The sequence below is a fragment of the Paraburkholderia sp. CNPSo 3281 genome, from assembly GCF_024206515.1.
Classification (GTDB): Bacteria; Pseudomonadota; Gammaproteobacteria; order Burkholderiales; family Burkholderiaceae; genus Paraburkholderia; species Paraburkholderia nodosa.
On record NZ_JAMBPS010000022.1, the window covers coordinates 33,319 to 54,019 of the forward strand.

The window sequence follows — 20,701 nt, forward strand, 5'->3', positions numbered from 1 at the left end:
ATGAGCGAAGGCGTATACGGAGAGCAGGCAGCCGGGCGGGTGACCCATAGCCTGCTGCGACTTAGCACGGCAATGCGGAGCCAGGCGTGGGACTGGGCCGAAGGGGCAGGACTCACGCCTACCCAGGGCGAAATTCTCGTGCTGCTGATGCAGCGTAAGGGGCCGATGCGCCTCGGCGAGATCGCGCGTGAAACGGCCCTCACGGCCGCGACCACCAGCGATGCGGTGAGCACGCTCGAAACCAAGGGGCTGGTCGAAAAGCGCCGCGCGCTCGACGACGGCCGCGCACTCGCGGTGCGCCTCACCTCGCGCGGCCGCACGGCGGCGAAAAAGGCCTCGCAGTGGCCCGACTTCCTGTCGAAGGCGGTCGGCACGCTGAAGGCGGATGAGCAGTCCACGCTTTATCGCACACTGCTCAAGACGGTTTATCTGCTCGAATCGCAGGAAACCAGCCCGCAACACCGCATGTGCCTGACCTGCTCGCATTTCGAGCCGAGCAAGAACCCGAAGAAGACGCCGCATCACTGCCAGCTTCTGAACATCAACATGGCTGACACGGATCTGCGTCTCGATTGCTCGGTCTACGAACAGGCCGACGTGACGACCCAGAAGAAAAACTGGAAGATCTTCGCGGTTTAAGGCCGAAGTTGCGCCGCCGCCCCCATGCGGGCGGCGCGCATCATGCGTGTAATGCACGGTAGTGCAAAGCATCGCGCGGTCGTTGGCGTGCCGACGTTGCGTGCTGACCTTACGTGCATCAAACGCATACATGGCAATTTGTGTAGTTCTCGCAAGTATTGGCCACACGTTTTTGTCACGACCGTTGGCGCAAACGTTCGCACGCGCCGTGAAAAAGCGGTGACATGCAGGCCGCCCACAGCCGACCCGGGAATTTGCCGATGAATCGCGAAGTATTGGCTGTGCGCCATGTCTATTTCGAGGACCTCGGCAGCTTCGAGCGCGTGCTCGGCGACCGTGGACGCCCCGTGCGCTACGTCGATGTCGGCTTCGCCCGGGTTGGCGCGCTCAATCCCTTGTCGGCGTCGCTCATGGTCGTGCTCGGCGGCCCGATCAACGCGTGCGACGATGCGCGCTATCCCACACTCGTTTCCCTTGCCGCGATGATCGAAAAGCGCATCGCGGCGGGTCTGCCTACGCTTGGCATCTGCCTCGGCGCGCAACTCATTGCGCGCGTGCTCGGTGCTCGCGTGTATGCGGGACCCCAGGCCGAGATCGGCTGGACGCCGCTCACGCTCACCGACGCCGGCCACGCCTCGCCGCTGCAGCACCTCGACGGCGCGGCGACCTCCATGCTGCACTGGCATGGCGATACCTTCGATTTGCCGCAGGGCGCGACGCGCCTCGCTTCCACGCCGCTATGCGAAAACCAGGCGTTTTCGTGGGGCGACTGCGTGCTCGGCCTGCAGTGCCATCCCGAAGTGCGCGCCGACCGTTTCGAGCCCTGGCTGATCGGTCATGCCGCTGAGATCGCCGGCGCGGGCGTGGACGTGAACGCGCTGCGCGCCGACACGGCGCGCCACGGGCCGCTCCTCGAAGCGCAGGCGAGCCGCATGTTCGGCGAATGGCTCGACGCCGTCGACGCACAGATAGCCGCGCGCCAACCCTGACCCGCGCCTGACCCCAGCTTGATCGACCTCGCGCGGGCGCACGCCGTGCAGGCGTGGTGTGCCTTGTCGAACGCGTGAAAAAAACGCGTGCTATTCTCGGACGCTTCTGCCAACCGTCCGTGGACCTCCCATGAGCAAGCTCTTCACTCCGCTCGAACTGCGTGGCGTGACGCTCGCCAATCGCATCGTCGTTTCGCCGATGTGCCAGTACTCCGCCGAGCGCGGCGAAGCCAACGACTGGCACATGATCCATCTCGGCCACCTGGCGCTTTCGGGCGCCGCGATGCTCTGCATCGAAGCGACGGCCGTCGAGCCTGACGGGCGCATCACGCCGGGCTGTCTTGGCCTGTGGGACGACGCGACCGAAGCCGCGCTCGAGCCGGTGATCGCCGCCATCCGCCGCCATTCGCCTGTCCGCATCGCCATGCAGATCTCGCACGCGGGGCGCAAGGCGTCGAGTCACGTGCCCTGGGAGGGCGGCCAGCTGATTTCGGTTGCCGACGGCGGGTGGCTGCCGCACGCGCCTTCGGCGCTCGCACACAAGGAGGGGGAGGCGCCGCCGCTCGCGCTCGACGTGGCGGGTCTGAATCGCGTGCGCGATGCGTTCGTGGCCACGGCGCGCCGCGCTGCGCGTCTTGGCATCGAGGCGCTCGAAATCCACGCGGCGCACGGCTATTTGCTGCACCAATTTCTCTCGCCGATCGCGAACCAGCGCAGCGACGAGTACGGCGGCTCGCGCGAAAACCGCATGCGCTTTCCGCTCGAAGTGTTCGACGCCGTGCGGGCCGAGTTTCCCGCCGATCGCCCGATTGGCGTGCGCGTTTCGGCAACGGATTGGGTCGAGGGCGGCTGGACGCCTGATGACACCGTCGTCCTCGCGCAGGCGCTCAAGGCGCGCGGCGCGGACTGGATCGACGTGTCGTCGGGCGGCGTGTCGCCGCTGCAAAAGATTCCGCTCGAGCCCGGCTATCAAGTGCCGTTCGCGCGCAAGGTGAAGGCCGAAACCGGCATGACGACGATTGCGGTGGGCCTCATCACCGACGCCTTGCAGGCCAACCAGATCGTCGAAGACGGCGAAGCCGACATGATCGCGATGGCGCGCGCCATGCTCTACGATCCGCGCTGGCCGTGGCACGCCGCGGCGCAACTCGGCGCGAGCGTGAGCGCGCCGCCGCAATACTGGCGCTCGCAACCGCGCGAGTTGAAGAAGCTGTTCGGCGAGACGACGCTCGGGCAGCGCTGAAGCACGCTGCGCGTCGCGGTTTCTCACGGCGTATATGGGTTGAACGAAAGAGGCGCGAGCGTGTACGATGCCGTCTGTGGCGCGCCGGGCGTCGCATGAGCGCGGCGCCCAATCGGCGCCGCGTTTGCGTACGGAGCGCGACGAGGCAGGACGCGAGGTTTGATGCAAGGGCCGATGCAAGGCCAGGCAGACCATCGGGCACGGCTTCATGAGAGAGCCGCAGGCGGCGCGCGAGGACATGTTGCACGCCGCCTGTCATGACCGGAACAGTCTCCCCCAGTACTTCACAAGGATTCATTCAATGAGTGAACGCAGGATCGTCGTGCGCCAGTCGGGCGTGCACGGCAAGGGCGTGTTTGCGGCGGTCTCCATTGCGACCGGCGAACGACTGATCGAATACAAGGGCGAGCGCATCTCGTGGAAGGAAGCGCTGCGGCGTCATCCGCACAATCCTGACGAACCGAATCACACGTTCTATTTCGCGCTCGACGATGGCGACGTAATCGACGGCAAGGTGAAGGGCAACAGTGCGCGCTGGATCAATCACTCGTGCGCGCCGAACTGCGAAGCCGAGGAAATCGAAGGGCACGTCTATATTCACGCGCTGCGCGATATCGCCGAGGGCGAGGAGCTCTTTTACGACTACGGCCTCGTGATCGACGCGAAGCAGACGAAGAAGCTCAAGCGCGAATACGAATGCCGTTGCGGCGCCCGCAAGTGCCGCGGCACGATGCTCGCACCGCCCGACGACGACAAGTCTGCGAAGGGCGCGAAAGCGTCGAAAGGCAAGAGCAAAAAGAAGAAGTAAGCGGCCGCCACGCGCGTCGCACCGCATCAAGCACAAGGGCCGCATGAGCGGCCCTTGTCGTTTTTCTGGCACTTGCAGCGTCAGAGATCGATGCTCGCCTGGTGGGTCGGTTTCTTCTCACACGGCGGCTCGTCGGCCTCGACCGTGCGCAGATGCGCGGTCTCGGAGGCGGTGGCCTCCTGGCTGTCTTTTCTGTCGCTGGCGTCCTTGCCGCCAGGCGCGCTGCGACGCGCGAGCGGCACGCGCACGATGAAGCGCGCGCCGCCTTCCGGCGTATCTTCGTAATGCACGCTGCCCCGATGCAGCGTCATGATGTCGTGGACGATCGCGAGGCCGAGGCCCGCGCCGCTATCCACACCGCTTTCGCTCTGACCGTCGCCGCGGAAGAAGCGCTTGAAGAGATCCGCCTGCTGCGAAGCGGGCACGCCGCTGCCGTTGTCTTCCACGACGATCTCGGCCATCGGCAGGCCCTCCACGGAGGACTGCGAAACGGTTACGGTGATGCGCGCGCCTTCGAAACGCGCGGGGGGCAAATATTTGAGCGCGTTGTCGAGCAGATTCGCGATGACCTCGTGCAGCAGCACAGGGTTGCCGCGCACCATCAACGGCGTGTCGTTTTCGGGATCGTCGAGGCGCTGGAAGCCGAGATCGACGTGGCTCGCCAGCGCCCGCGGCACCCACTCGGCGCCTGTCTCGAAGGCGAGCGCGGCCATGTCGATATCGACGAAGCGCGCGGCCTGTTCACCCGGCTCCGCGCGCGCGAGCGAGAGCAACTGATTGGACAGACGCACTGCGCGATCGGCGGCCGCACGTAGCTCGCGCACCGCGTCGTTGACCTTTTGCGGCTCGCGCGCGTTCACGGCCTGCTCGGCGTGCAGCTTCACCGCGGTGAGCGGCGTACGCAGCTGGTGGGCGGCGTCGGCGATGAACTTGCGCTGCGCGTCGAGCGCGGTCTTCAGGCGGCCGAGCAGTGCGTTCAGCGCGCCCGTGAGCGGACGGATCTCGACCGGCACGTAGGTCTCGTCCACGGGTTCGAGGGACGTGTGCGTCTGGCGGTTGAGCGAGTCGGCGAGCGCGGTGAGCGGGTTGAGCTGCTGGTTGACCACGCGCCACACGATGACCCAGCCGGCGAGCAGCAGGAGCAGCAACGGCATCATGATCGCGACGAGAAATTCGGCGGCGATGCGAAAGCGATGATGTACCGGCTGACCGACTTCCACGACGATCGGATTGCCATGTGCCTGCGGCACGCGCACCTGGGCGACACGCACCGTGACGCCCTTATAAATCGTTTCGAACACGTACGCGTAGTGCATGCGGCGCACGTTGGTGCCCTGCAGCGGCAGGTCGTGGTCGCCCGCGATTTCGGTTTCGCCGTTGCTGATGCGATAGATGAGGTGCTCGACGGGGTCGGAAAACATCGCCTGCGCGAGCGGCGGGACGGTACTGGCGGCATCGTCGCCGGCGATCTGGATCTGGCGGGAAATGGCCGTGGCGAGGTCGGCGAGCGAGCGGTCGACCACGTGCTGCGTGTACTGCCAGGCGAGCCAATAGGCGATCAGGCCGCTCATCAGCGCGAGCAGCGAAAGCGGGGCGGCGAGGCGCCGTAGCAGCGTGCGCCGCAGACTCGTTGCGGCAGGTGAGGACATGATGGCTTCGGGGCGAATGACGAATCGTGGGTGCGGCGGCGCGCGCTGCACGGGACCGATCCATTGTACGCGGGCCGCGGGCGTGGCGGCTCAAGTGCCGGTGAGGCGCCAGAAGCCGGTGCCATCAAGCACAAACGGCGGCGGAGTGCTCCGCCGCCGCTAGCTGGCTCGGAAAACGAGGCGGATCAGGCCGCCTGGCGGATTTCCTGCAGCAGATAGCCGAAGCCGCGCACCGTGACGATCTCGACACGGCAGTTCTCCAGCTTCTTGCGCACGCGGTGCACGTAGACTTCGATCGCAGTGTCGCCGAGGTCGCCGCCGAAGTGCGTGAGGTGGTCCTGCAGTTGCGCCTTGCTCACTACGCGGCCGTGACGCAGCAGCAGCATTTCGAGCACGGCGAACTCGCGCGGCGAGAGTTCGAGCGGCTTGTCGTCGTTGAAGATGCGGCGATCGACGCCCGACAGGCGCACGCCGCCGAGCGACACTTCGGGGCGCGGCACGTCGCCGTGCGGGCCGCTGCGGCGCATCACGGCGCGAATGCGCGCTTCGAGCTCGGCCGGTTCGAACGGCTTGAGCATGTAGTCGTCGGCGCCGGAATTCAGGCCCTGGACGCGGTCGTTCAGTTCGTCGCGCGCGGTAAGCACGATGACGGGCGTATGCCGGTTGCTTTGGCGAAAGCGCGAAAGCAGCGTCATGCCGTCGATGCCCGGCAGCCCGAGATCGAGGATGACGAGCTCATGGCGATTTTGCGTGAGGGCCTGTTCGGCGAAAATGCCGTCGTGGACCATGTCGACCGTGAAGCCGGCTTGTTCGAGGCTGGACTGGATGCCGCGTGCGATAGGGCGGTCGTCTTCGATCAGAAGGAGTCGCATGGGATTCGCTCAAGTACAATGGGTTTTAGCGTTCAGGCACGCAGTTCGCAAAGCGTCGCTTGCTGGCCACGAGGCACAGCCCGACGGTTGCGCGATCACGATCCACATGTCCGATATTTCAATCACCGAACTCGAAGCCGCGATCAACTTCTGGCGCAACCGCTCGCCTTCGATTGGCGATGAACTCGCGTTGTGCCAGGAGGCGAGTGCGCTCTCCAAGCCTTATGCGCTGCTGATTGTACAGCGTCAGAACGCCATATCACCGGAACGTTTAGACCCGATTGCCCGCGCTGCCTGGGAGTCTTACGTATCCATCAAGAATAGCCTTCAAAGCTGAAGGTTTGAAGGCCCGGCACCCTGCATTATGCTTTCATGGCGCGCTGTGCGCTCATTGTGTGCGCTCGCCGTGCGCACAGCGTACCCATGCTTAGTACCGCTGCTTATGCGCTGAGCGGTCCCGGCGCGATCGAATCGATGAAGCGCGCGAGTTCGATGTCGCGCGAGGTGAGGCCGTCGGCTTCGTGAGTGGAAAGCGTGATCTCCACGCGGTTGTACACGTTGAACCACTCGGGGTGATGGTTCATTTCCTGCGCCTTGATGGCGACGCGCGTCATGAAGCCGAAGGCTTCGTTGAAGTCGGCGAAGCGGAAATGGCGCTGGATCGCATCGCGGCCGGCGACGGCCTGCCAGCCGCGCAGGTCGGCGAGTTGCGATGCGCGCTCTTCGGATGTGAGTCGGTTGATCATCATTGCACCTGTATTGAGCTTGAGGCCTGGCGTGCGCCATTAGCCGACCAGCCATTTTTTCACGTATAGGGCACGCGTGCGAGCGCTCGAATCAGGGATCGCGCGCTTGCTGCGGCGCAAAGCCCGCGTGTCGTTCAGACGTCGCCGTCGTTGAGCCAGCCCTCGCGCGTGCCGCGCGTGATGATCGTGTCGCTGTGCAGCACGTCGCCTGCCGCGTGAGGTTGTGCCACGATGAGCGCCGCCGGATCGGTCAGGCGCAAAGCAATGCCCGCGCCCAGCGCGTCGAAAAGCTGGGCGAACGAGTCGACCACGAAATAGGCCTTCCGGAACGTGTCGATGCGATAGCGCGTGCGCAGCACACGGTCGAGGTCGAACGCGAGCCGGTTGGGCGCCGCGCTCTTGCTCGAGACGATGCCGGCGCCGTAGATTTTCACGCCGCTGGGTGCGCTCGCGTCGCGCATCAAGCCGAACTCCACCGTGTAGCAGTAGAGCCGCGCGAGCCACGGCAATGCGCACTCCTCGACGGCGAGCGCGGCGCGGCCATAGGCGTGAATCGCATCGGCGAAAGTGGGGTCGGTGAGCAGCGGCACATGGCCGAACAGGTCGTGAAAACAGTCGGGTTCCTCCAGATAGTCGAGCTGATCGGGACGGCGCATCCACCAGGTGACCGGAAAGCGCCGGGTCGATCGTGAAATCGGGACGGTTGGTGAGACCCACGTCGAACTGCTCCTGCAGTTTCGCGGTGGCGGCCATGTTCGTAACGCTCCACTAAAAAGGCTCGCTGTCATGCAAGTCTAGAGCGGTTGCCGCGCGACATGTGCGCGTACTACATGGGACGCGGCCAGCATATGCAATAATCGAGCGCAACACCGTCAATTAATGCGGATTTCATTCATGCTCGAACTCGACCATTTCGATCTGGCACTGCTCGACGTGCTGCAGCGCTTTGGCCGCGCCACGCATCAGCAGCTTGGCGAGCAGGTGCCGCTCTCGCCTTCGCAGATCGGCAGGCGGCTGCAGCGCCTCGAGGCGTCAGGGGTGATCGACGGCTATCGCGTGGTGCTGCGGCCCGAAAAACTCGGGCTGGGCGTGACCGCGTTCACGAGCCTGAAGCTCAAGCATCATGGGGATTCGATCATCGAGCAGTTCCAGCAGCAGATCGACGTGCTGCCCGAAGTGCTCGAATGCCATGCGGTGGTGGGGGACGCCGATTATTTGCTGCGCATCGTCGCGCCCGATCTGAACGCGCTCTCGACCTTCGTCATGAAGAAGCTCATGCGCGTGCCCGGCGTGGACAGCGTGCGCTCGAACATCGTGCTCACCACGTTCAAGCGCAACGGGCCGCTGCCGCTCGGGCATCTGGAGCCGGGCGCGCCGGCGGCGTGAGCTGAGGGGCCAGGCGGACCGCAACGGCCCGCCTGGCCGTTTTACCGATGTCAGGCCGCGTTGGCCGTATTGAGCAGATCCACGTAAGCCACCGCGACGAGATCGCTTTCGTCCACGCCGAGCTTCGCGAACACCGCGTGCGCTTCGGCTTCGCCGCCTTGCTCGTCGTCCTCGGGGCCGAGCACCACTTCCAGCTCGACGAAGTCACCCAGACCATCCACGCGGTCCAGATGGATGCGCGTGCGGCCCGCCAGATACACGTGGCGCTCCTTCGAGACGATGCCGCGCGTGGTGAGCGCTGTGGCGAGCAGCGAGTGCATGGCCTCGGCATTGGTGACGGGGCTGCGCGTGTAGTACGAGGCCTTCGGGCCGTCGCGGTCGTCGCGCTGATAGAAGATCAGTTCGGGCGGCGTGCCGTCGTCGAACTGGCGCAGCTTCAGGCGGCCGCGCGGTACGTCGTAGAAGAAGTCCTGCTGGCGAAAGATCAGCGGAGCGTCGGTGGCGAGCTGGGAAGCGCGATCGCGCAAGACGTCAAATTGACGGGCGCGGGCTTTGATTTCGATGTTGCGGGCCATGCAAGGCTCCTGTCGAACGAAGAGAACAAGGGGGAACGATGGGAGAGGCTGGAAACGCGCCGCGCAGGGTGAGCACACCGGTGGGCGTGCCGAAAACGCGGAGCGAATTCCCAATCTATCAAAACTTGTGTGACAGCGCTGTTACGCGACCAGGCCCACACTTACGTCAGACATCAATGGCGCATGCGCGTCTTCATGAGCGCGGCTCATATCGCCCACTGCGTTTCGATCGATTTGAGCGCCGCCGCGATGGTGGGCTCGTCGCGCCGCGCGGCGAGCGTGATGAAGGTGAGTTCCGTGGGCACCGTCACGCCTTCGACGATGGTGAGCCCGTGCGCGTGCGCTTCGGCGAGGGCCGTGGAATCGCGTGCGAGCGTGAGGCCCACGCCCGACTTCACGAGATCGAGCATCGACGGCTCCTGGTCCACCTCGGCCACCTTCACGGGCCTCGCCTGTGCGGCTTCGAACAGCGTGGTGAGCAGGCGATTGTGCGCGGAAGCGGGCGGTGTCCAGATCCACGGCAGTGCGGCGAGCGCGCGCCAGTCGCGCGCGTCCTTGACGCGGTCTTTCCAGCCCGCGGGCGCGAGCACACGGTACTGGAAGCGCGTGAGCGTGATGGCGTGGAACGTATCGGGGTCGGGTGTCGGCTGGCCAATGTAGTAGCCCACGTCGAGCTCGCGCGAGCGCACCTGGTCGAGCACCCAGCCCGACATGCCGTGGCGCAGCGCCGTTTCGATCTGCGGCCAGGTTTCGACGAGCTGGCGCAGAAAGCCGCCGAGGCGCAGGAACGCCGGATCGAGAATGGTCCCGATGCGCAAGCGCCCGCGGACCTCGTGTCGCAGTGCAGCAGCGGCGCGCAGCACGTCGCCGGCGGCGGCGAGCGCGCGTTCGGCATGCGGCAGCAGCGCCTGGCCGTCGCGCGTGAGCGCGAGGCCGTGCGAAGTACGCGTGAAGAGGGAGACGCCCAGCGCCTCCTGCAAATGCTTGATCTGCAGGCTCACCGCCGGCTGCGTGAGATGCATATGGGTGGCCGCGCGCGTGAGGTTGCCCTCGCGCGCGACCGTGACAAACGCTCGGAGCAAGGTCAGGTCCATATCCTGATATTAAACCGCCTTATATCGCTGTTGAGCATTAATCATTGGATCGGGCCCAGGCCTCGCGATTACGCTAATTAGATCGAGGCTTCACGACAAAAGAGGCACAACCATGGGCGAGACACATCAGAACGAAGCCGGCGTACGCATGCTGACCCACTTCGTCAACGGCAAGCCGCTGGCTGGAACGAGCGAGCGTCATGGCGACGTCTTCAATCCTGCGTTCGGCAAAGTGAGCGCGCGCGTGCCGCTCGCCACCGTGGCGGAGGTCGACGCCGCCGTTGCCGCCGCGCAGGCCGCGTTTCCCGCCTGGGCGGAGACGGCGCCCATCAAGCGCGCGCGCATTCTCTTCAAGTTCAAGGATCTGCTCGACCAGCATCACGACGAACTCGCCGAACTCATTACGCGCGAACACGGCAAGGTGTTCTCCGACGCAAAGGGCGAGGTGATGCGCGGCATCGAGGTCGTCGAGTTCGCGTGCGGGATTCCCAATCTGCTGAAGACCGATTTCACCGACCAGATCGGCGGTGGCATCGACAACTGGAATCTGCGTCAGCCGCTGGGCGTCGTGGCGGGCATCACGCCGTTCAACTTCCCGATGATGGTGCCGTGCTGGATGTTCCCGATCGCGCTTGCCTGCGGCAACACGTTCGTGCTGAAGCCTTCGGAGCGCGATCCTTCCGCTTCGGTGCGGCTTGCCGAACTGCTCAAGGAAGCCGGGCTGCCCGACGGCGTGTTCAACGTCGTGCACGGCGACAAGGTGGCCGTGGACGCGCTGCTCGCGCATCCCGACGTCACCGCGCTGTCGTTCGTCGGTTCGACGCCGATCGCCGAGTACATCTACACGGAAGGCACGAAGCACGGCAAGCGTGTGCAGGCGCTGGGCGGCGCCAAGAATCACCTCGTCGTGATGCCCGACGCGGACCTCGACCAGGCCATCGATGCGCTGATCGGCGCGGCCTACGGCTCGGCCGGCGAGCGCTGCATGGCGATCTCGGTGGCGGTGGCCGTGGGCCATATCGCCGACGAACTCGTCGAGCGCCTCACGCCGCGCGTGAAGTCGCTGCAGATCGGCAGCGGCATGGACGGCGCCTCGGAGATGGGGCCGCTCGTCACGGGCGTGCATCGCGCGAAAGTGCAGGGCTATATCGAGGCGGGCGTGGCGGCGGGCGCGAAGCTTGTCGTGGATGGGCGCGGCCACAAGGTGGACGGTCATGAGGACGGCTTCTTCCTCGGCGGCACCCTGTTCGACGACGTGAAGACCGACATGACGATCTACCGGGAAGAGATATTCGGTCCGGTGCTGTCGGTCGTGCGCGTGCCCGATTTCGCGAGCGCCGTCGAGTTGATCAACGCGCACGAATTCGCCAACGGCGTGTCGTGCTACACCTCGGACGGCGGCGTCGCGCGCGCCTTCTCGCGCCAGATCAAGGTAGGGATGGTCGGCATCAACGTGCCGATTCCGGTGCCGATGGCGTGGCACTCGTTTGGCGGCTGGAAGCGCTCTCTGTTCGGCGATCATCATGCCTACGGCGAGGAAGGCGTGCGCTTCTACACGCGTTACAAGAGCATCATGCAACGCTGGCCCGACAGCATTGCCAAGGGCGCGGAGTTCACCATGCCGGTGGCGAAGTAGGCGCTCGGGAGACGGGCAGTTCGAAAGGAATCCGAAGCGTTCGATCTCGCCCGGCGCAGTAATCGCAAATTCAAAAAATACAACATGAAGAGAGTAGTCATCGCTGGAGACACATCATGCCTGCACCGAGTGAAGCTCAGGCCGCGCGCCGCCTCGAAGGCGAATTCGACTATGTGATCGTTGGCGCGGGTACCGCGGGCTGCGTGCTCGCCAATCGCCTGACCGAAGACGCGGACGTCTCCGTGCTGCTCATCGAGGCGGGCGGCGCGGACGACTATCACTGGATCCACATTCCCGTGGGCTACCTGTACTGCATCGGCAATCCGCGCACGGACTGGCTCTACAAGACCGCCGCCGAAAAAGGCCTCAACGGCCGCTCGCTCTCCTATCCGCGCGGGCGCGTGCTGGGCGGTTCGTCGTCGATCAACGGCATGATCTACATGCGCGGCCAGCGCGAAGACTACGACAACTGGGCGCGCGAGACCGGCGATTCCGGCTGGTCGTGGGACAGCGTGCTGCCCGTGTTCCGCCGCAGCGAAGACCATCACGGCGGCGCGAGCGAGTTTCACGGCGCGGGCGGCCAATGGCGCGTGGAGAAGCAGCGCCTGCGCTGGCAGATTCTCGAATCGTTCGCGCACGCCGCGCAAGAGCAGGGCATTGCCGCCACCGACGACTTCAACCGCGGCGACAACAGCGGCGTGGGCTATTTCGAGGTGAACCAGAAGCGCGGCGTGCGGTGGAATGCGTCGAAGGCGTTCCTGCGCGCGGCGATGAAGCGGCCCAACCTCACGGTCGTCACCGGCGCGCTCACGCAGCGCGTGATCTTCGAAGGCAAGCGCTGCGTGGGCGTGGAGTATCGCGGCGACGTCGATTACGTCGCGCGGGCGCGGTGTGAGGTCATCCTGTGCGCCGGCGCCGTGAATTCGCCGCAATTGCTCGAGCTTTCGGGCATCGGCAATACCGAGCGGCTCGCGCAACTCGGCATTGGCGTCGTGCAGGACCTGCGCGGCGTGGGCGAGAACCTTCAGGACCATCTGCAATTACGCATGGCGTTTCGCGTGAACGGCGTGCGTACGCTCAATACGGCCTCCGCGCACTGGTGGGGCAAGCTGATGATCGGCATGCAGTACGCGTTGTTCCAGAGCGGGCCGATGTCGATGGCGCCCTCGCAGCTCGGCGCGTTCGCGAAGTCGGACCCGGGTGACCCCGCGCTCACGCGGCCCGACCTCCAGTATCACGTGCAGCCGCTTTCGCTCGACCGTTTCGGCGAGCCGCTGCATCGCTTCAACGCGTTCACCGCCTCGGTGTGCAACCTGCGGCCCACGTCGCGCGGCAGTATCCACGCCGTTTCGGCTGACCCGTCGCAGGGGCCCGCGATCGCACCCAATTATCTTTCGACCGATCACGACCTGCGCGTTGCGGCCAACTCGATACGGCTCACGCGGCGCATCGCGGCTTCTGACGCGCTCGCCCGTTACCAGCCGCACGAGATCTTGCCGGGGCTCGCGTTTCAGACCGAGGAGCAGCTGCGCGAGGCGGCGGGCAACGTCGGCACGACGATCTTTCATCCGGTCGGCACGTGCCGCATGGGCCGCGCCGACGATCCCGACGCCGTGGTCGACGCGCGCCTGCGGGTGCGCGGCGTGGAGGGCCTGCGTGTGGTGGACGCCTCGGTCATGCCGACCATTACCTCGGGAAACACGAATTCGCCGACGCTGATGATCGCGGAGCGCGCGGCCGCGATGCTGCGCGCCGACCGCCGCGAAGGTGCGCGTGCGCAAACGGAGGCCGCCGCCGGTGCAACGCTGACGACCGCCTGAGGGCATGGAGCGACGCGCAAGATAGCGTCGATTCGACGACTATATGGGACGCACGCGGAAGCGCTTCCGCGCGCGTGTTTCTGTACGTCCGTCAGATACGGGTTTGCGGTAATCGTGCGCCTAACGTGCGCACATCTTTCATCGAATTGTCGTCAACTGTTGGTTGTCATGTTCGCTGTCGTTGTGACGCTCACTTAAGTGCAAATCCCAATGATTGCGCTGCATCATTGGCGAGACAATGACGCGAAAGTCGGCAGGCGCGCGTTGCGCGCATCGGGAGGCGCGCCGCCACGTCCGCGCCGGATCTCACCGTGCACCACGAGTCACGGACGGTCTGCAGTGTTACGCCTTACCACGCTCGGAAGGGGACATGATTCTCGGCGACACGATTCTGGAGACACGCGACCTCACGAAACAGTTCAAGGGCTTCACGGCCGTGAACGGCGTGAACCTGCGCGTGTGCCGCGGCTCGATCCATGCACTGATCGGACCGAACGGCGCAGGCAAGACCACCTGCTTCAACCTCCTGACCAAATTCCTCGTGCCCAGCGCGGGGCGCATCGTCTTCAACGGCATCGACATCACACATGAGCGGCCCGCGCAGATCGCACGGCGCGGCATCATTCGCTCGTTCCAGATTTCAGCCGTGTTTCCGCACCTCACGGCGCTCCAGAACGTGCGCGTGGGGCTACAGCGCTCGCTGGGGACCGCCTACCACTTCTGGAAGAGCGAACGCACGCTCGCGGAACTCAACGACCGCGCGATGGATCTGCTCACGCAGGTGGGTCTCACCGATTTCGCCGACGTGCCCACGGTCGAGCTGGCCTATGGCCGCAAGCGCGCGCTGGAAATCGCCACGACGCTCGCGATGGAGCCCGAGCTGATGCTGCTCGACGAACCGACCCAGGGCATGGGCCACGAAGACGTGGACCGCGTGACGGCGCTCATCAAGAAGGTATCGAGCGGGCGCACGATCCTCATGGTCGAGCACAACATGAACGTGATTGCCGGCATCTCCGACACCATCACGGTGCTTCAGCGCGGCGAGGTGCTCGCCGAAGGCAGCTACGCCGAAGTCTCGAAGAATCCGCTCGTCGCCGAAGCCTATATGGGCAGTGCGGACGCGGCGCTGACGGGGGCGCACGCATGAATACGGTCACCGAACGCGAGACGGCCGCCGCTGCGGGTGCGACCGAGAGCGCGAAGGCGCTGGAAATTGCGGGGCTGCAGGCGTGGTACGGCGAGTCGCACATTCTGCACGGCGTGGATCTGTCCGTCGGGCGCGGCGAGGTCGTGACGCTGCTCGGGCGCAACGGCGCGGGGCGCACGACGACGCTGCGCGCCATCATGGGGCTCACCGGGCGGCGCACGGGCTCGATCCGGATTGGCGGGCGCGAGACCATCCAGATGCCCACCTATCGTATCGCGCACTGCGGCGTGGGGTATTGCCCCGAGGAGCGCGGCATTTTCGCGAGCCTCTCGTGCGAAGAAAATCTGCTCCTGCCGCCGCATATCGGCGCGAAAGGGGGAAAGTTAGCGCAGGGCATGTCGCTCGACGAGATCTACGCGATGTTTCCCAATCTCGCCGAACGGCGCAACAGCCAGGGCACGCGGCTTTCCGGCGGCGAGCAGCAGATGCTGGCCGTGGCGCGCATCCTGCGCACGGGCGCGAACCTGCTGCTGCTCGACGAGATATCCGAAGGTCTCGCGCCGGTGATCGTGCAAACGCTCGCGCGCATGATCCTCACGCTTAAGTCGCGCGGCTACACGATCGTGATGGTCGAGCAGAACTTCCGTTTTGCGGCGCCGCTCGCGGACCGCTTTTACGTGATGGAGCACGGGCGCATCGTCGAGCACTTCGGCACTGCCGAGCTTGAGGGAAAGATGCCGGTGCTGCACGACCTGCTGGGCGTTTAATTTTCGGTTCTGGTTTGCCGCGCGACGCAAACGTGCCGCGCGAATCGCTTTACCTCCAGTGTTCATGGAGTGTTCCTGAATAATTACGCAACCAAGGAAGGAGACTGCAATGAAGAAAACCACGTTCGCGCGGCTCGCGGGCCTCTTTGCCGCCTCGGCAGCTGCGATGGCGTTCAGCGCGGGGAGCGCGCAGGCCGCCGACGACGCGGTGAAGATCGGCTTCATCACCGACATGTCCGGCCTTTACGCAGACGACGACGGCCAGGGCGGCCTTACGGCGATCAAGATGGCGGTCGCGGACTTCGGCGGCAAGGTGCTCGGCAAGCCGATCCAGATCGAGTACGCCGATCACCAGAACAAGGCCGACATCGCCGCTTCGAAGGCGCGCGAATGGTTCGACCGTGACGGGCTCACCATGCTGCTCGGCGGCACGAACTCGGCGACGGCGCTGGCGATGAACCAGGTCGCGCAAGAGAAGAAGAAGGTGTACTTCAACACCGGCGCGGGCACGGACGCACTGACGAACGAGCAGTGCACGCCGTACACGGTCCACTACGGTTACGACACGGTCGCGCTCGCGAAGGGCACGGGCCTCGCGGTGCTCAAGCAGGGCGGCAAGAGCTGGTTCTTCCTGACCGCCGACTACGCGTTCGGCAAGTCGCTCGAGAAGAACACCGCGGACGTCGTGAAGGCGAACGGCGGCCAGGTGCTCGGCGAAGTGCGCCATCCGCTCTCGGCGTCGGACTTCTCGTCGTTCCTGCTGCAGGCGCAAGCCTCGAAGGCGCAGATCCTCGGCCTCGCGAACGCGGGCGGCGACACGGTCAATGCGATCAAGGCCGCAAAGGAATTCGGCATCAACAAGACGATGAAGACCGCGGCGCTGCTGATGTTCCTGCCCGACGTGCACAGCCTCGGGCTCGACACCACGCAGGGCCTCGTGCTCACGACCGGCTGGTACTGGGACCAGAACGACGACACGCGCAAGTGGGCGCAGCGCTACTTCGACCAGACGAAGAAGATGCCGTCCGAACTGCAGGCGGCCGACTATTCGGCGGTGACGACGTATCTGAAGGCGGTGCAGGCGGCCGGTACGACGGATTCCGACAAGGTCATGGAGCAGCTCAAGAAGACGAAGGTCAACGACTTCTATACCAAGGGCGGCTACATCCGCCAGGACGGCGTGCTGATCCACGACATGTATCTCGTCGAGGTGAAGAAGCCGTCCGAGTCGAAGAAGCCGTGGGACTACTACAAGGTGCTGCAGACGATCCCGGGCGAGCAGGCTTATACGACGAAGCAGGAGAGCAAGTGCGCGCTGTGGAAGTAAGCGCGAGCGCGTAAATGCTGCAGTCGTATGCCGCGCCCGGCGCCCCGAGGGTGGTGCGCCGGGCGCGGCATGATTGCTTAATCCGTTAATGCGTTAATGGCGGCTCTCATGACGATCTTTGGCATTCCGCTTCCGGCAATGCTGAGCCAGTTGCTACTTGGGCTCGTGAACGGCTCGTTCTACGCGATCCTGAGCCTCGGCCTCGCGGTGATCTTCGGCATGCTCAACGTGATCAACTTCGCCCACGGCGCGTTGTTCATGCTGGGCGCGATGCTCACGTGGATGGGGCTCGCGTACTTCGATTTGCCCTACTGGGTGATGCTCGTCGTCGCACCACTCGTGGTCGGCCTGTTCGGCGTCGTAATCGAGCGCTCCATGCTGCGCTGGCTCTACCGGCTCGATCATCTGTACGGACTCCTGCTCACTTTCGGTCTCACGCTCGTGGTGGAGGGCGTGTTCCGCTCGATCTACGGCTCGTCGGGCCAGCCCTATGACGTGCCAGACCTGCTCGCCGGCGCGACGAATCTCGGCTTCATGTATTTGCCCAACTATCGCGCCTGGGTGGTGGTGGCTTCGCTTGCCGTATGTTTCGCGACCTGGTTCGTGATCGAAAAGACACGCCTTGGCGCGTATCTGCGCGCGGGCACGGAGAACCCCAAGCTCGTCGAGGCGTTCGGCATCAACGTGCCGCTCATGATCACGCTCACCTACGGCTTTGGCGTCGCGCTCGCGGCGTTCGCGGGCGTGCTCGCCGCACCCGTGATCCAGGTGTCGCCGCTCATGGGTCAGCCGATGATCATCACCGTATTCGCCGTGGTCGTGATCGGCGGCATGGGCTCGATCATGGGCTCGATTCTCACCGGCCTCATGCTCGGCGTGATCGAAGGCTTCACGCGGGTGTTCTGGCCCGAGGCCTCCGCGACCGTGGTGTTCGTAATCATGGCGATCGTGCTGCTGATTCGCCCCGCTGGTCTCTTCGGCAAGGAACGATGATGCAAAGAAAAGCGCTCTATGGTTTGTTGCTGATCGGGCTGATCGTCGCGCCGTTCGCCGGCGCCTATCCGCTCTTCGTGATGAAGGTGCTGTGTTTCGCCCTGTTCGCCGCGGCGTTCAACCTGCTGATCGGCTACACGGGCCTGCTCTCGTTCGGCCACGCGATGTTTCTCGCGAGCGCGGGCTATACGGCGGGCTACGCGATCCAGTCGCTCAATTTCACGCCCGAGGTGGGTGTGCTCGCGGGCACGGCAGTGGCCACGGTCCTCGGGCTCGTGGTAGGCATCTTCGCGATTCGCCGGCAGGGCATCTACTTCTCGATGGTCACGCTCGCGCTCGCGCAGATGGTCTACTTCGTGTTCCTGCAGGCGCCGTTCACGCATGGCGAAGACGGTCTGCAGGGCGTGCCGCGCGGCAAGCTGTTCGGCCTGCTTTCGCTCGGTTCCGACCTCACGCTCTATTACGTCGTGCTCGTGGCGATGGTGCTCGCGTTCATGCTGATCGTGCGCATCGTGCATTCGCCGTTCGGGCAGGTGCTCGTGGCGATCAAGGAGAACGAGCCGCGCGCCGTCTCACTCGGCTACGACACCGACCGCTTCAAGCTGCTCGCGTTCGTGTTGTCGGCGGGGCTCGCGGGTCTGGCCGGTGCGCTCAAGGTACTCGTGCTCGGCTTCGAAACGCTCGGCGACGCGTACTGGACCATGTCCGGCCTCGTGATCCTCATGACGCTCGTGGGCGGCATGGGCACGCTGTTCGGGCCGCTGCTCGGCGCGACCCTCATCGTCGCGCTGGAGGACCGGCTGGGCGACATCGGCACGGCGCTCGCAAGAGGGACGGGCGTGGAGTGGTTCCGCTCACTCGGTGAGTCCACAACGATCGTCACGGGCATCATCTTCATTGCCTGCGTGCTGGCGTTCCGGCGCGGCATTGTCGGCGAGATCGTGGCGCGCGTGCGACCCCTGCGTGCGTGATGGCCGGGCGTGCCAGCACTGCTCCGGACTGCGATAGAATGATCGCCCGCCGGCCCGAGCCGGCGTAACGCGCGCAAAGATGTCGCGCTGCGGCATCCCGCAGCGGCCCGCCGAGCGACAAATGTGTGGCGCCTCGCCCCATTTCGGTGCCGCACTGCACCACTAGGGTAAATGCTAGTTGCTGCAGAGGGGGGTGAAGTTTAAAGTTGCACTTAGTTCTGATGCACCGAATTTGCAGGTGGAGAACGAGGAGACAACTGAGGCACCAAGTGCCCGGACAAGGAAGCGCTGTTGGATGAGAGTCCAACAGCGCTTTTTATATTTCTACGCGCCTGTTTTCAACGGCGAGCCGATTATTTTTTCCGCTGCGAGGCATGCGACTTACGCACCTTCGTACGCGCCGATTATCCCTTTCCAAATTACGCAAATCAGGCCGCGCGGCCGGACTTTGCCCGCAGCACAAGCGTTTGCGCATTACGCAAGGCGTGCGCGTAATCCTGCTCACTGTAAGCAGATGGAAAGCGCTTGCCATCTGAATACGCAGGCCGCTACACTCGCCAATCACCGACCATGCGGTCAGCATTTTTGCGTTGATTTCCCGCAGCCGATTATCGATTTGCCTATGAGGTAATCGGCCGTGGTGCGCCACAATTCCGTAGCAATAAAGAAAACGAATATCGAAGGAGTGGAGATGCAGTTGGTTTTGCGTTGGATGGGGGCGGCTTGCGTCGCGACCGGGGTGCTCGCGGCGACGGCCGGCGGGGCGTATGCAGATGTGAAGATCGGTGTGACGCTGTCGGCGACGGGGCCCGCTGCCTCGCTCGGGATTCCGGAAAAGAACACGGTTGCGTTGCTGCCGAAGGAAATCGCGGGCCAGAAAGTCGATTACATCGTGCTCGACGACGCCACGGATTCCACCCAGGCGGTGAAGAACGCGCGCAAGCTCACGAGCGAAGATCACGTCGACGCCTTGATCGGCTCGACAGTCGTGCCCAACTCGCTCGCCATGATCGACGTGGCAGCGGAAACGTCCACGCCGATGATCTCGATGGCCGCAGCGGCCTCGATCGTCGAGCCGATGGACGCCAAACGCTCGTGGGTCTTCAAGACGCCGCAGAACGACGCGCTGATGGCCGGCGCCATCGCGCAGCATATGGCCGCGCACGGCGTGAAGACGGTGGCCTTCATCGGCTTCGCCGACGCTTATGGCGAGAGCTGGTACAAGGAATTCAGCGCGGCCGCTGCCAGGCAGAACATCAAGGTCGTGGCGAACGAACGCTTCGCGCGTAACGATGCCTCGGTCACGGGCCAGGTGCTCAAGATGATCTCGCAGCACCCCGACGCGGTGCTCATCGCGGGCGCGGGCACGCCGGCCGCGCTGCCGCAGAAAACGCTCAAGGAGCGCGGCTATGCGGGCAAGTACTATCAGACCCACGGCGTGGCCAACAATGACTTCCTGCGCGTGTGCGGCAAGGACTGCGACGGCACCTGGCTGCCCGCCGGGCCGCTGCTCGTGGCCGATCAATTGCCTGATTCGAATCCCGTGAAGCAATCGGCGCTTGCGTATAAGGCCGCGTATGAAAAGGCCTATGGCGCAGGCTCGATCTCGACGTTCGGCGGTCACGCGTGGGACGCGGACCTCTTGCTCCAGCACGCGATCCCGCTCGCGCTGAAAGCCGGTCAGCCGGGCTCGAAGGCCTTCCGCGAAGCGCTGCGCGCCGCGCTCGAAAACTCGCATGACGTGGCAGGCGCGCACGGCATCTTCAACATGAGCGCGACGGATCACGCGGGTCTCGACCAGCGTGCCCGCGTGATGGTGGAGATCGTCGGCGGCAAGTGGAAACTCGCCGGCGATTGAGCGCCGGTTGAATGGCGCACGAAACACGAAAAAGGCACGCTCATTTGAGGTGCCTTTTTTGTTGCCGTTGCAACGGCTTTGCAGCAGCAGGGGAGCAGGGCAGTACAGCAGGTCAGTAGAGCAGTCGATAAAGCGGAGAGCGCGCCCTGACGCGCGGCGGCTTGTGCGGCGCCGCAGG

At 64.8% G+C, this 20,701-nt stretch carries 18 protein-coding genes and 2 pseudogenes; 14 read left to right on the forward strand and 6 right to left on the reverse strand.

Annotation, left to right across the window (positions count from 1 at the left end; translation table 11 throughout):
• The 4 genes from M3I56_RS21410 (at window position 1) to M3I56_RS21425 (ending at window position 3,679) form a co-directional block, all read left to right on the forward strand.
• Window positions 1-639 carry a MarR family winged helix-turn-helix transcriptional regulator gene (locus M3I56_RS21410; protein WP_028203278.1) on the forward strand — a complete coding sequence of 213 codons (639 nt, stop codon included), beginning with the start codon at window positions 1-3 and terminating at the stop codon, window positions 637-639.
• A gap of 260 nt (window positions 640-899) precedes the next feature.
• Entirely contained in the window at window positions 900-1,628 is a 729-nt protein-coding gene (locus M3I56_RS21415; RefSeq protein WP_254355714.1) for a glutamine amidotransferase, read from the forward strand.
• A gap of 130 nt (window positions 1,629-1,758) precedes the next feature.
• Window positions 1,759-2,871 (forward strand): NADH:flavin oxidoreductase/NADH oxidase, encoded by a 1,113-nt coding sequence (locus tag M3I56_RS21420; RefSeq protein WP_254355715.1) that lies wholly within the window; start codon window positions 1,759-1,761, stop codon window positions 2,869-2,871.
• Between the two features lie 301 nt (window positions 2,872-3,172).
• Window positions 3,173-3,679, forward strand: a complete 507-nt coding sequence (locus M3I56_RS21425) for an SET domain-containing protein (RefSeq protein ID WP_254355716.1) — start codon at window positions 3,173-3,175, stop codon at window positions 3,677-3,679.
• 80 nt (window positions 3,680-3,759) lie between these two features.
• Here the strand turns inward: M3I56_RS21425 and M3I56_RS21430 are convergent, their stop codons facing one another.
• Window positions 3,760-5,328, reverse strand: a complete 1,569-nt coding sequence (locus M3I56_RS21430; RefSeq protein ID WP_254355717.1) for a sensor histidine kinase — start codon at window positions 5,326-5,328, stop codon at window positions 3,760-3,762.
• 185 nt (window positions 5,329-5,513) lie between these two features.
• A complete protein-coding gene (locus M3I56_RS21435; protein ID WP_027815974.1) occupies window positions 5,514-6,200 on the reverse strand; it encodes a response regulator transcription factor in 687 nt (228 codons plus the stop codon).
• A gap of 106 nt (window positions 6,201-6,306) precedes the next feature.
• Between M3I56_RS21435 and M3I56_RS21440 the strand changes: the two genes are divergently transcribed.
• Window positions 6,307-6,537, forward strand: a complete 231-nt coding sequence (locus M3I56_RS21440) for a DUF3717 domain-containing protein (RefSeq protein WP_028203283.1) — start codon at window positions 6,307-6,309, stop codon at window positions 6,535-6,537.
• A 103-nt stretch (window positions 6,538-6,640) separates the two neighbouring features.
• Here M3I56_RS21440 and M3I56_RS21445 read toward each other — a convergent pair.
• A pseudogene (locus M3I56_RS21445) lies at window positions 6,641-6,955 on the reverse strand (4a-hydroxytetrahydrobiopterin dehydratase); the annotation flags it as partial.
• Between the two features lie 125 nt (window positions 6,956-7,080).
• Window positions 7,081-7,632, reverse strand: a pseudogene (locus tag M3I56_RS21450) (phenylalanine 4-monooxygenase); the annotation flags it as partial.
• Between the two features lie 208 nt (window positions 7,633-7,840).
• Between M3I56_RS21450 and M3I56_RS21455 the strand changes: the two are divergent.
• Window positions 7,841-8,332 carry an Lrp/AsnC family transcriptional regulator gene (locus M3I56_RS21455; protein WP_028203286.1) on the forward strand — a complete coding sequence of 164 codons (492 nt, stop codon included), beginning with the start codon at window positions 7,841-7,843 and terminating at the stop codon, window positions 8,330-8,332.
• A gap of 50 nt (window positions 8,333-8,382) precedes the next feature.
• On the opposite strand, the gene M3I56_RS21460 is transcribed toward M3I56_RS21455, so the two are convergent.
• Window positions 8,383-8,907 carry a class IV adenylate cyclase gene (locus M3I56_RS21460; protein ID WP_254355718.1) on the reverse strand — a complete coding sequence of 175 codons (525 nt, stop codon included), beginning with the start codon at window positions 8,905-8,907 and terminating at the stop codon, window positions 8,383-8,385.
• Between the two features lie 206 nt (window positions 8,908-9,113).
• The gene (locus M3I56_RS21465) at window positions 9,114-10,001 is read right to left on the reverse strand and encodes a LysR family transcriptional regulator (protein WP_254355719.1); all 888 of its coding nucleotides are present in this window, start codon (window positions 9,999-10,001) and stop codon (window positions 9,114-9,116) included.
• Window positions 10,002-10,113: 112 nt separating this feature from the next.
• Here M3I56_RS21465 and M3I56_RS21470 point away from each other — a divergent pair, with 112 nt between their 5' ends.
• The 8 genes from M3I56_RS21470 (at window position 10,114) to M3I56_RS21505 (ending at window position 20,523) form a co-directional block, all read left to right on the forward strand.
• On the forward strand, window positions 10,114-11,637 hold the full coding sequence (locus M3I56_RS21470) for a CoA-acylating methylmalonate-semialdehyde dehydrogenase (protein ID WP_254355720.1): 1,524 nt from the start codon (window positions 10,114-10,116) through the stop codon (window positions 11,635-11,637).
• 116 nt (window positions 11,638-11,753) lie between these two features.
• A complete protein-coding gene (locus M3I56_RS21475; RefSeq protein WP_254355721.1) occupies window positions 11,754-13,457 on the forward strand; it encodes a GMC family oxidoreductase in 1,704 nt (567 codons plus the stop codon).
• A 370-nt stretch (window positions 13,458-13,827) separates the two neighbouring features.
• Window positions 13,828-14,607, forward strand: coding sequence for an ABC transporter ATP-binding protein (locus M3I56_RS21480; protein WP_028203291.1), 780 nt, complete (start codon window positions 13,828-13,830; stop codon window positions 14,605-14,607).
• Window positions 14,604-15,374 carry an ABC transporter ATP-binding protein gene (locus M3I56_RS21485; RefSeq protein WP_254355722.1) on the forward strand — a complete coding sequence of 257 codons (771 nt, stop codon included), beginning with the start codon at window positions 14,604-14,606 and terminating at the stop codon, window positions 15,372-15,374. Before M3I56_RS21480 ends, M3I56_RS21485 begins: the two co-directional genes overlap by 4 nt.
• A 109-nt stretch (window positions 15,375-15,483) precedes the next feature.
• Window positions 15,484-16,701, forward strand: a complete 1,218-nt coding sequence (locus M3I56_RS21490) for an ABC transporter substrate-binding protein (RefSeq protein WP_254355723.1) — start codon at window positions 15,484-15,486, stop codon at window positions 16,699-16,701.
• A gap of 108 nt (window positions 16,702-16,809) precedes the next feature.
• A complete protein-coding gene (locus tag M3I56_RS21495) occupies window positions 16,810-17,694 on the forward strand; it encodes a branched-chain amino acid ABC transporter permease (RefSeq protein WP_254355724.1) in 885 nt (294 codons plus the stop codon).
• On the forward strand, window positions 17,694-18,665 hold the full coding sequence (locus M3I56_RS21500) for a branched-chain amino acid ABC transporter permease (RefSeq protein ID WP_254355767.1): 972 nt from the start codon (window positions 17,694-17,696) through the stop codon (window positions 18,663-18,665). The genes M3I56_RS21495 and M3I56_RS21500 overlap by 1 nt, the downstream gene beginning before the upstream one ends.
• Before the next feature lie 691 nt (window positions 18,666-19,356).
• A complete protein-coding gene (locus M3I56_RS21505) occupies window positions 19,357-20,523 on the forward strand; it encodes an ABC transporter substrate-binding protein (RefSeq protein WP_254355725.1) in 1,167 nt (388 codons plus the stop codon).
• Window positions 20,524-20,701 lie beyond the last annotated feature (178 nt).

Excerpts from the sequence above, each read along its gene's own strand:
- M3I56_RS21415 (WP_254355714.1), top strand. The coding sequence starts at position 900 with ATGAATCGCGAAGTATTGGCTGTGCGCCATGTCTATTTCGAGGACCTC.
- M3I56_RS21505 (WP_254355725.1), top strand. The coding sequence starts at position 19,357 with ATGCAGTTGGTTTTGCGTTGGATGGGGGCGGCTTGCGTCGCGACCGGG.
- M3I56_RS21460 (WP_254355718.1), bottom strand. The coding sequence starts at position 8,907 with ATGGCCCGCAACATCGAAATCAAAGCCCGCGCCCGTCAATTTGACGTC.
- M3I56_RS21465 (WP_254355719.1), bottom strand. The coding sequence starts at position 10,001 with ATGGACCTGACCTTGCTCCGAGCGTTTGTCACGGTCGCGCGCGAGGGC.
- M3I56_RS21490 (WP_254355723.1), top strand. The coding sequence starts at position 15,484 with ATGAAGAAAACCACGTTCGCGCGGCTCGCGGGCCTCTTTGCCGCCTCG.
- M3I56_RS21430 (WP_254355717.1), bottom strand. The coding sequence starts at position 5,328 with ATGTCCTCACCTGCCGCAACGAGTCTGCGGCGCACGCTGCTACGGCGC.
- M3I56_RS21410 (WP_028203278.1), top strand. The coding sequence starts at position 1 with ATGAGCGAAGGCGTATACGGAGAGCAGGCAGCCGGGCGGGTGACCCAT.
- M3I56_RS21475 (WP_254355721.1), top strand. The coding sequence starts at position 11,754 with ATGCCTGCACCGAGTGAAGCTCAGGCCGCGCGCCGCCTCGAAGGCGAA.
- M3I56_RS21485 (WP_254355722.1), top strand. The coding sequence starts at position 14,604 with ATGAATACGGTCACCGAACGCGAGACGGCCGCCGCTGCGGGTGCGACC.
- M3I56_RS21440 (WP_028203283.1), top strand. The coding sequence starts at position 6,307 with ATGTCCGATATTTCAATCACCGAACTCGAAGCCGCGATCAACTTCTGG.
- M3I56_RS21455 (WP_028203286.1), top strand. The coding sequence starts at position 7,841 with ATGCTCGAACTCGACCATTTCGATCTGGCACTGCTCGACGTGCTGCAG.
- M3I56_RS21480 (WP_028203291.1), top strand. The coding sequence starts at position 13,828 with ATGATTCTCGGCGACACGATTCTGGAGACACGCGACCTCACGAAACAG.
- M3I56_RS21500 (WP_254355767.1), top strand. The coding sequence starts at position 17,694 with ATGCAAAGAAAAGCGCTCTATGGTTTGTTGCTGATCGGGCTGATCGTC.
- M3I56_RS21435 (WP_027815974.1), bottom strand. The coding sequence starts at position 6,200 with ATGCGACTCCTTCTGATCGAAGACGACCGCCCTATCGCACGCGGCATC.
- M3I56_RS21420 (WP_254355715.1), top strand. The coding sequence starts at position 1,759 with ATGAGCAAGCTCTTCACTCCGCTCGAACTGCGTGGCGTGACGCTCGCC.
- M3I56_RS21425 (WP_254355716.1), top strand. The coding sequence starts at position 3,173 with ATGAGTGAACGCAGGATCGTCGTGCGCCAGTCGGGCGTGCACGGCAAG.
- M3I56_RS21495 (WP_254355724.1), top strand. The coding sequence starts at position 16,810 with ATGACGATCTTTGGCATTCCGCTTCCGGCAATGCTGAGCCAGTTGCTA.
- M3I56_RS21470 (WP_254355720.1), top strand. The coding sequence starts at position 10,114 with ATGGGCGAGACACATCAGAACGAAGCCGGCGTACGCATGCTGACCCAC.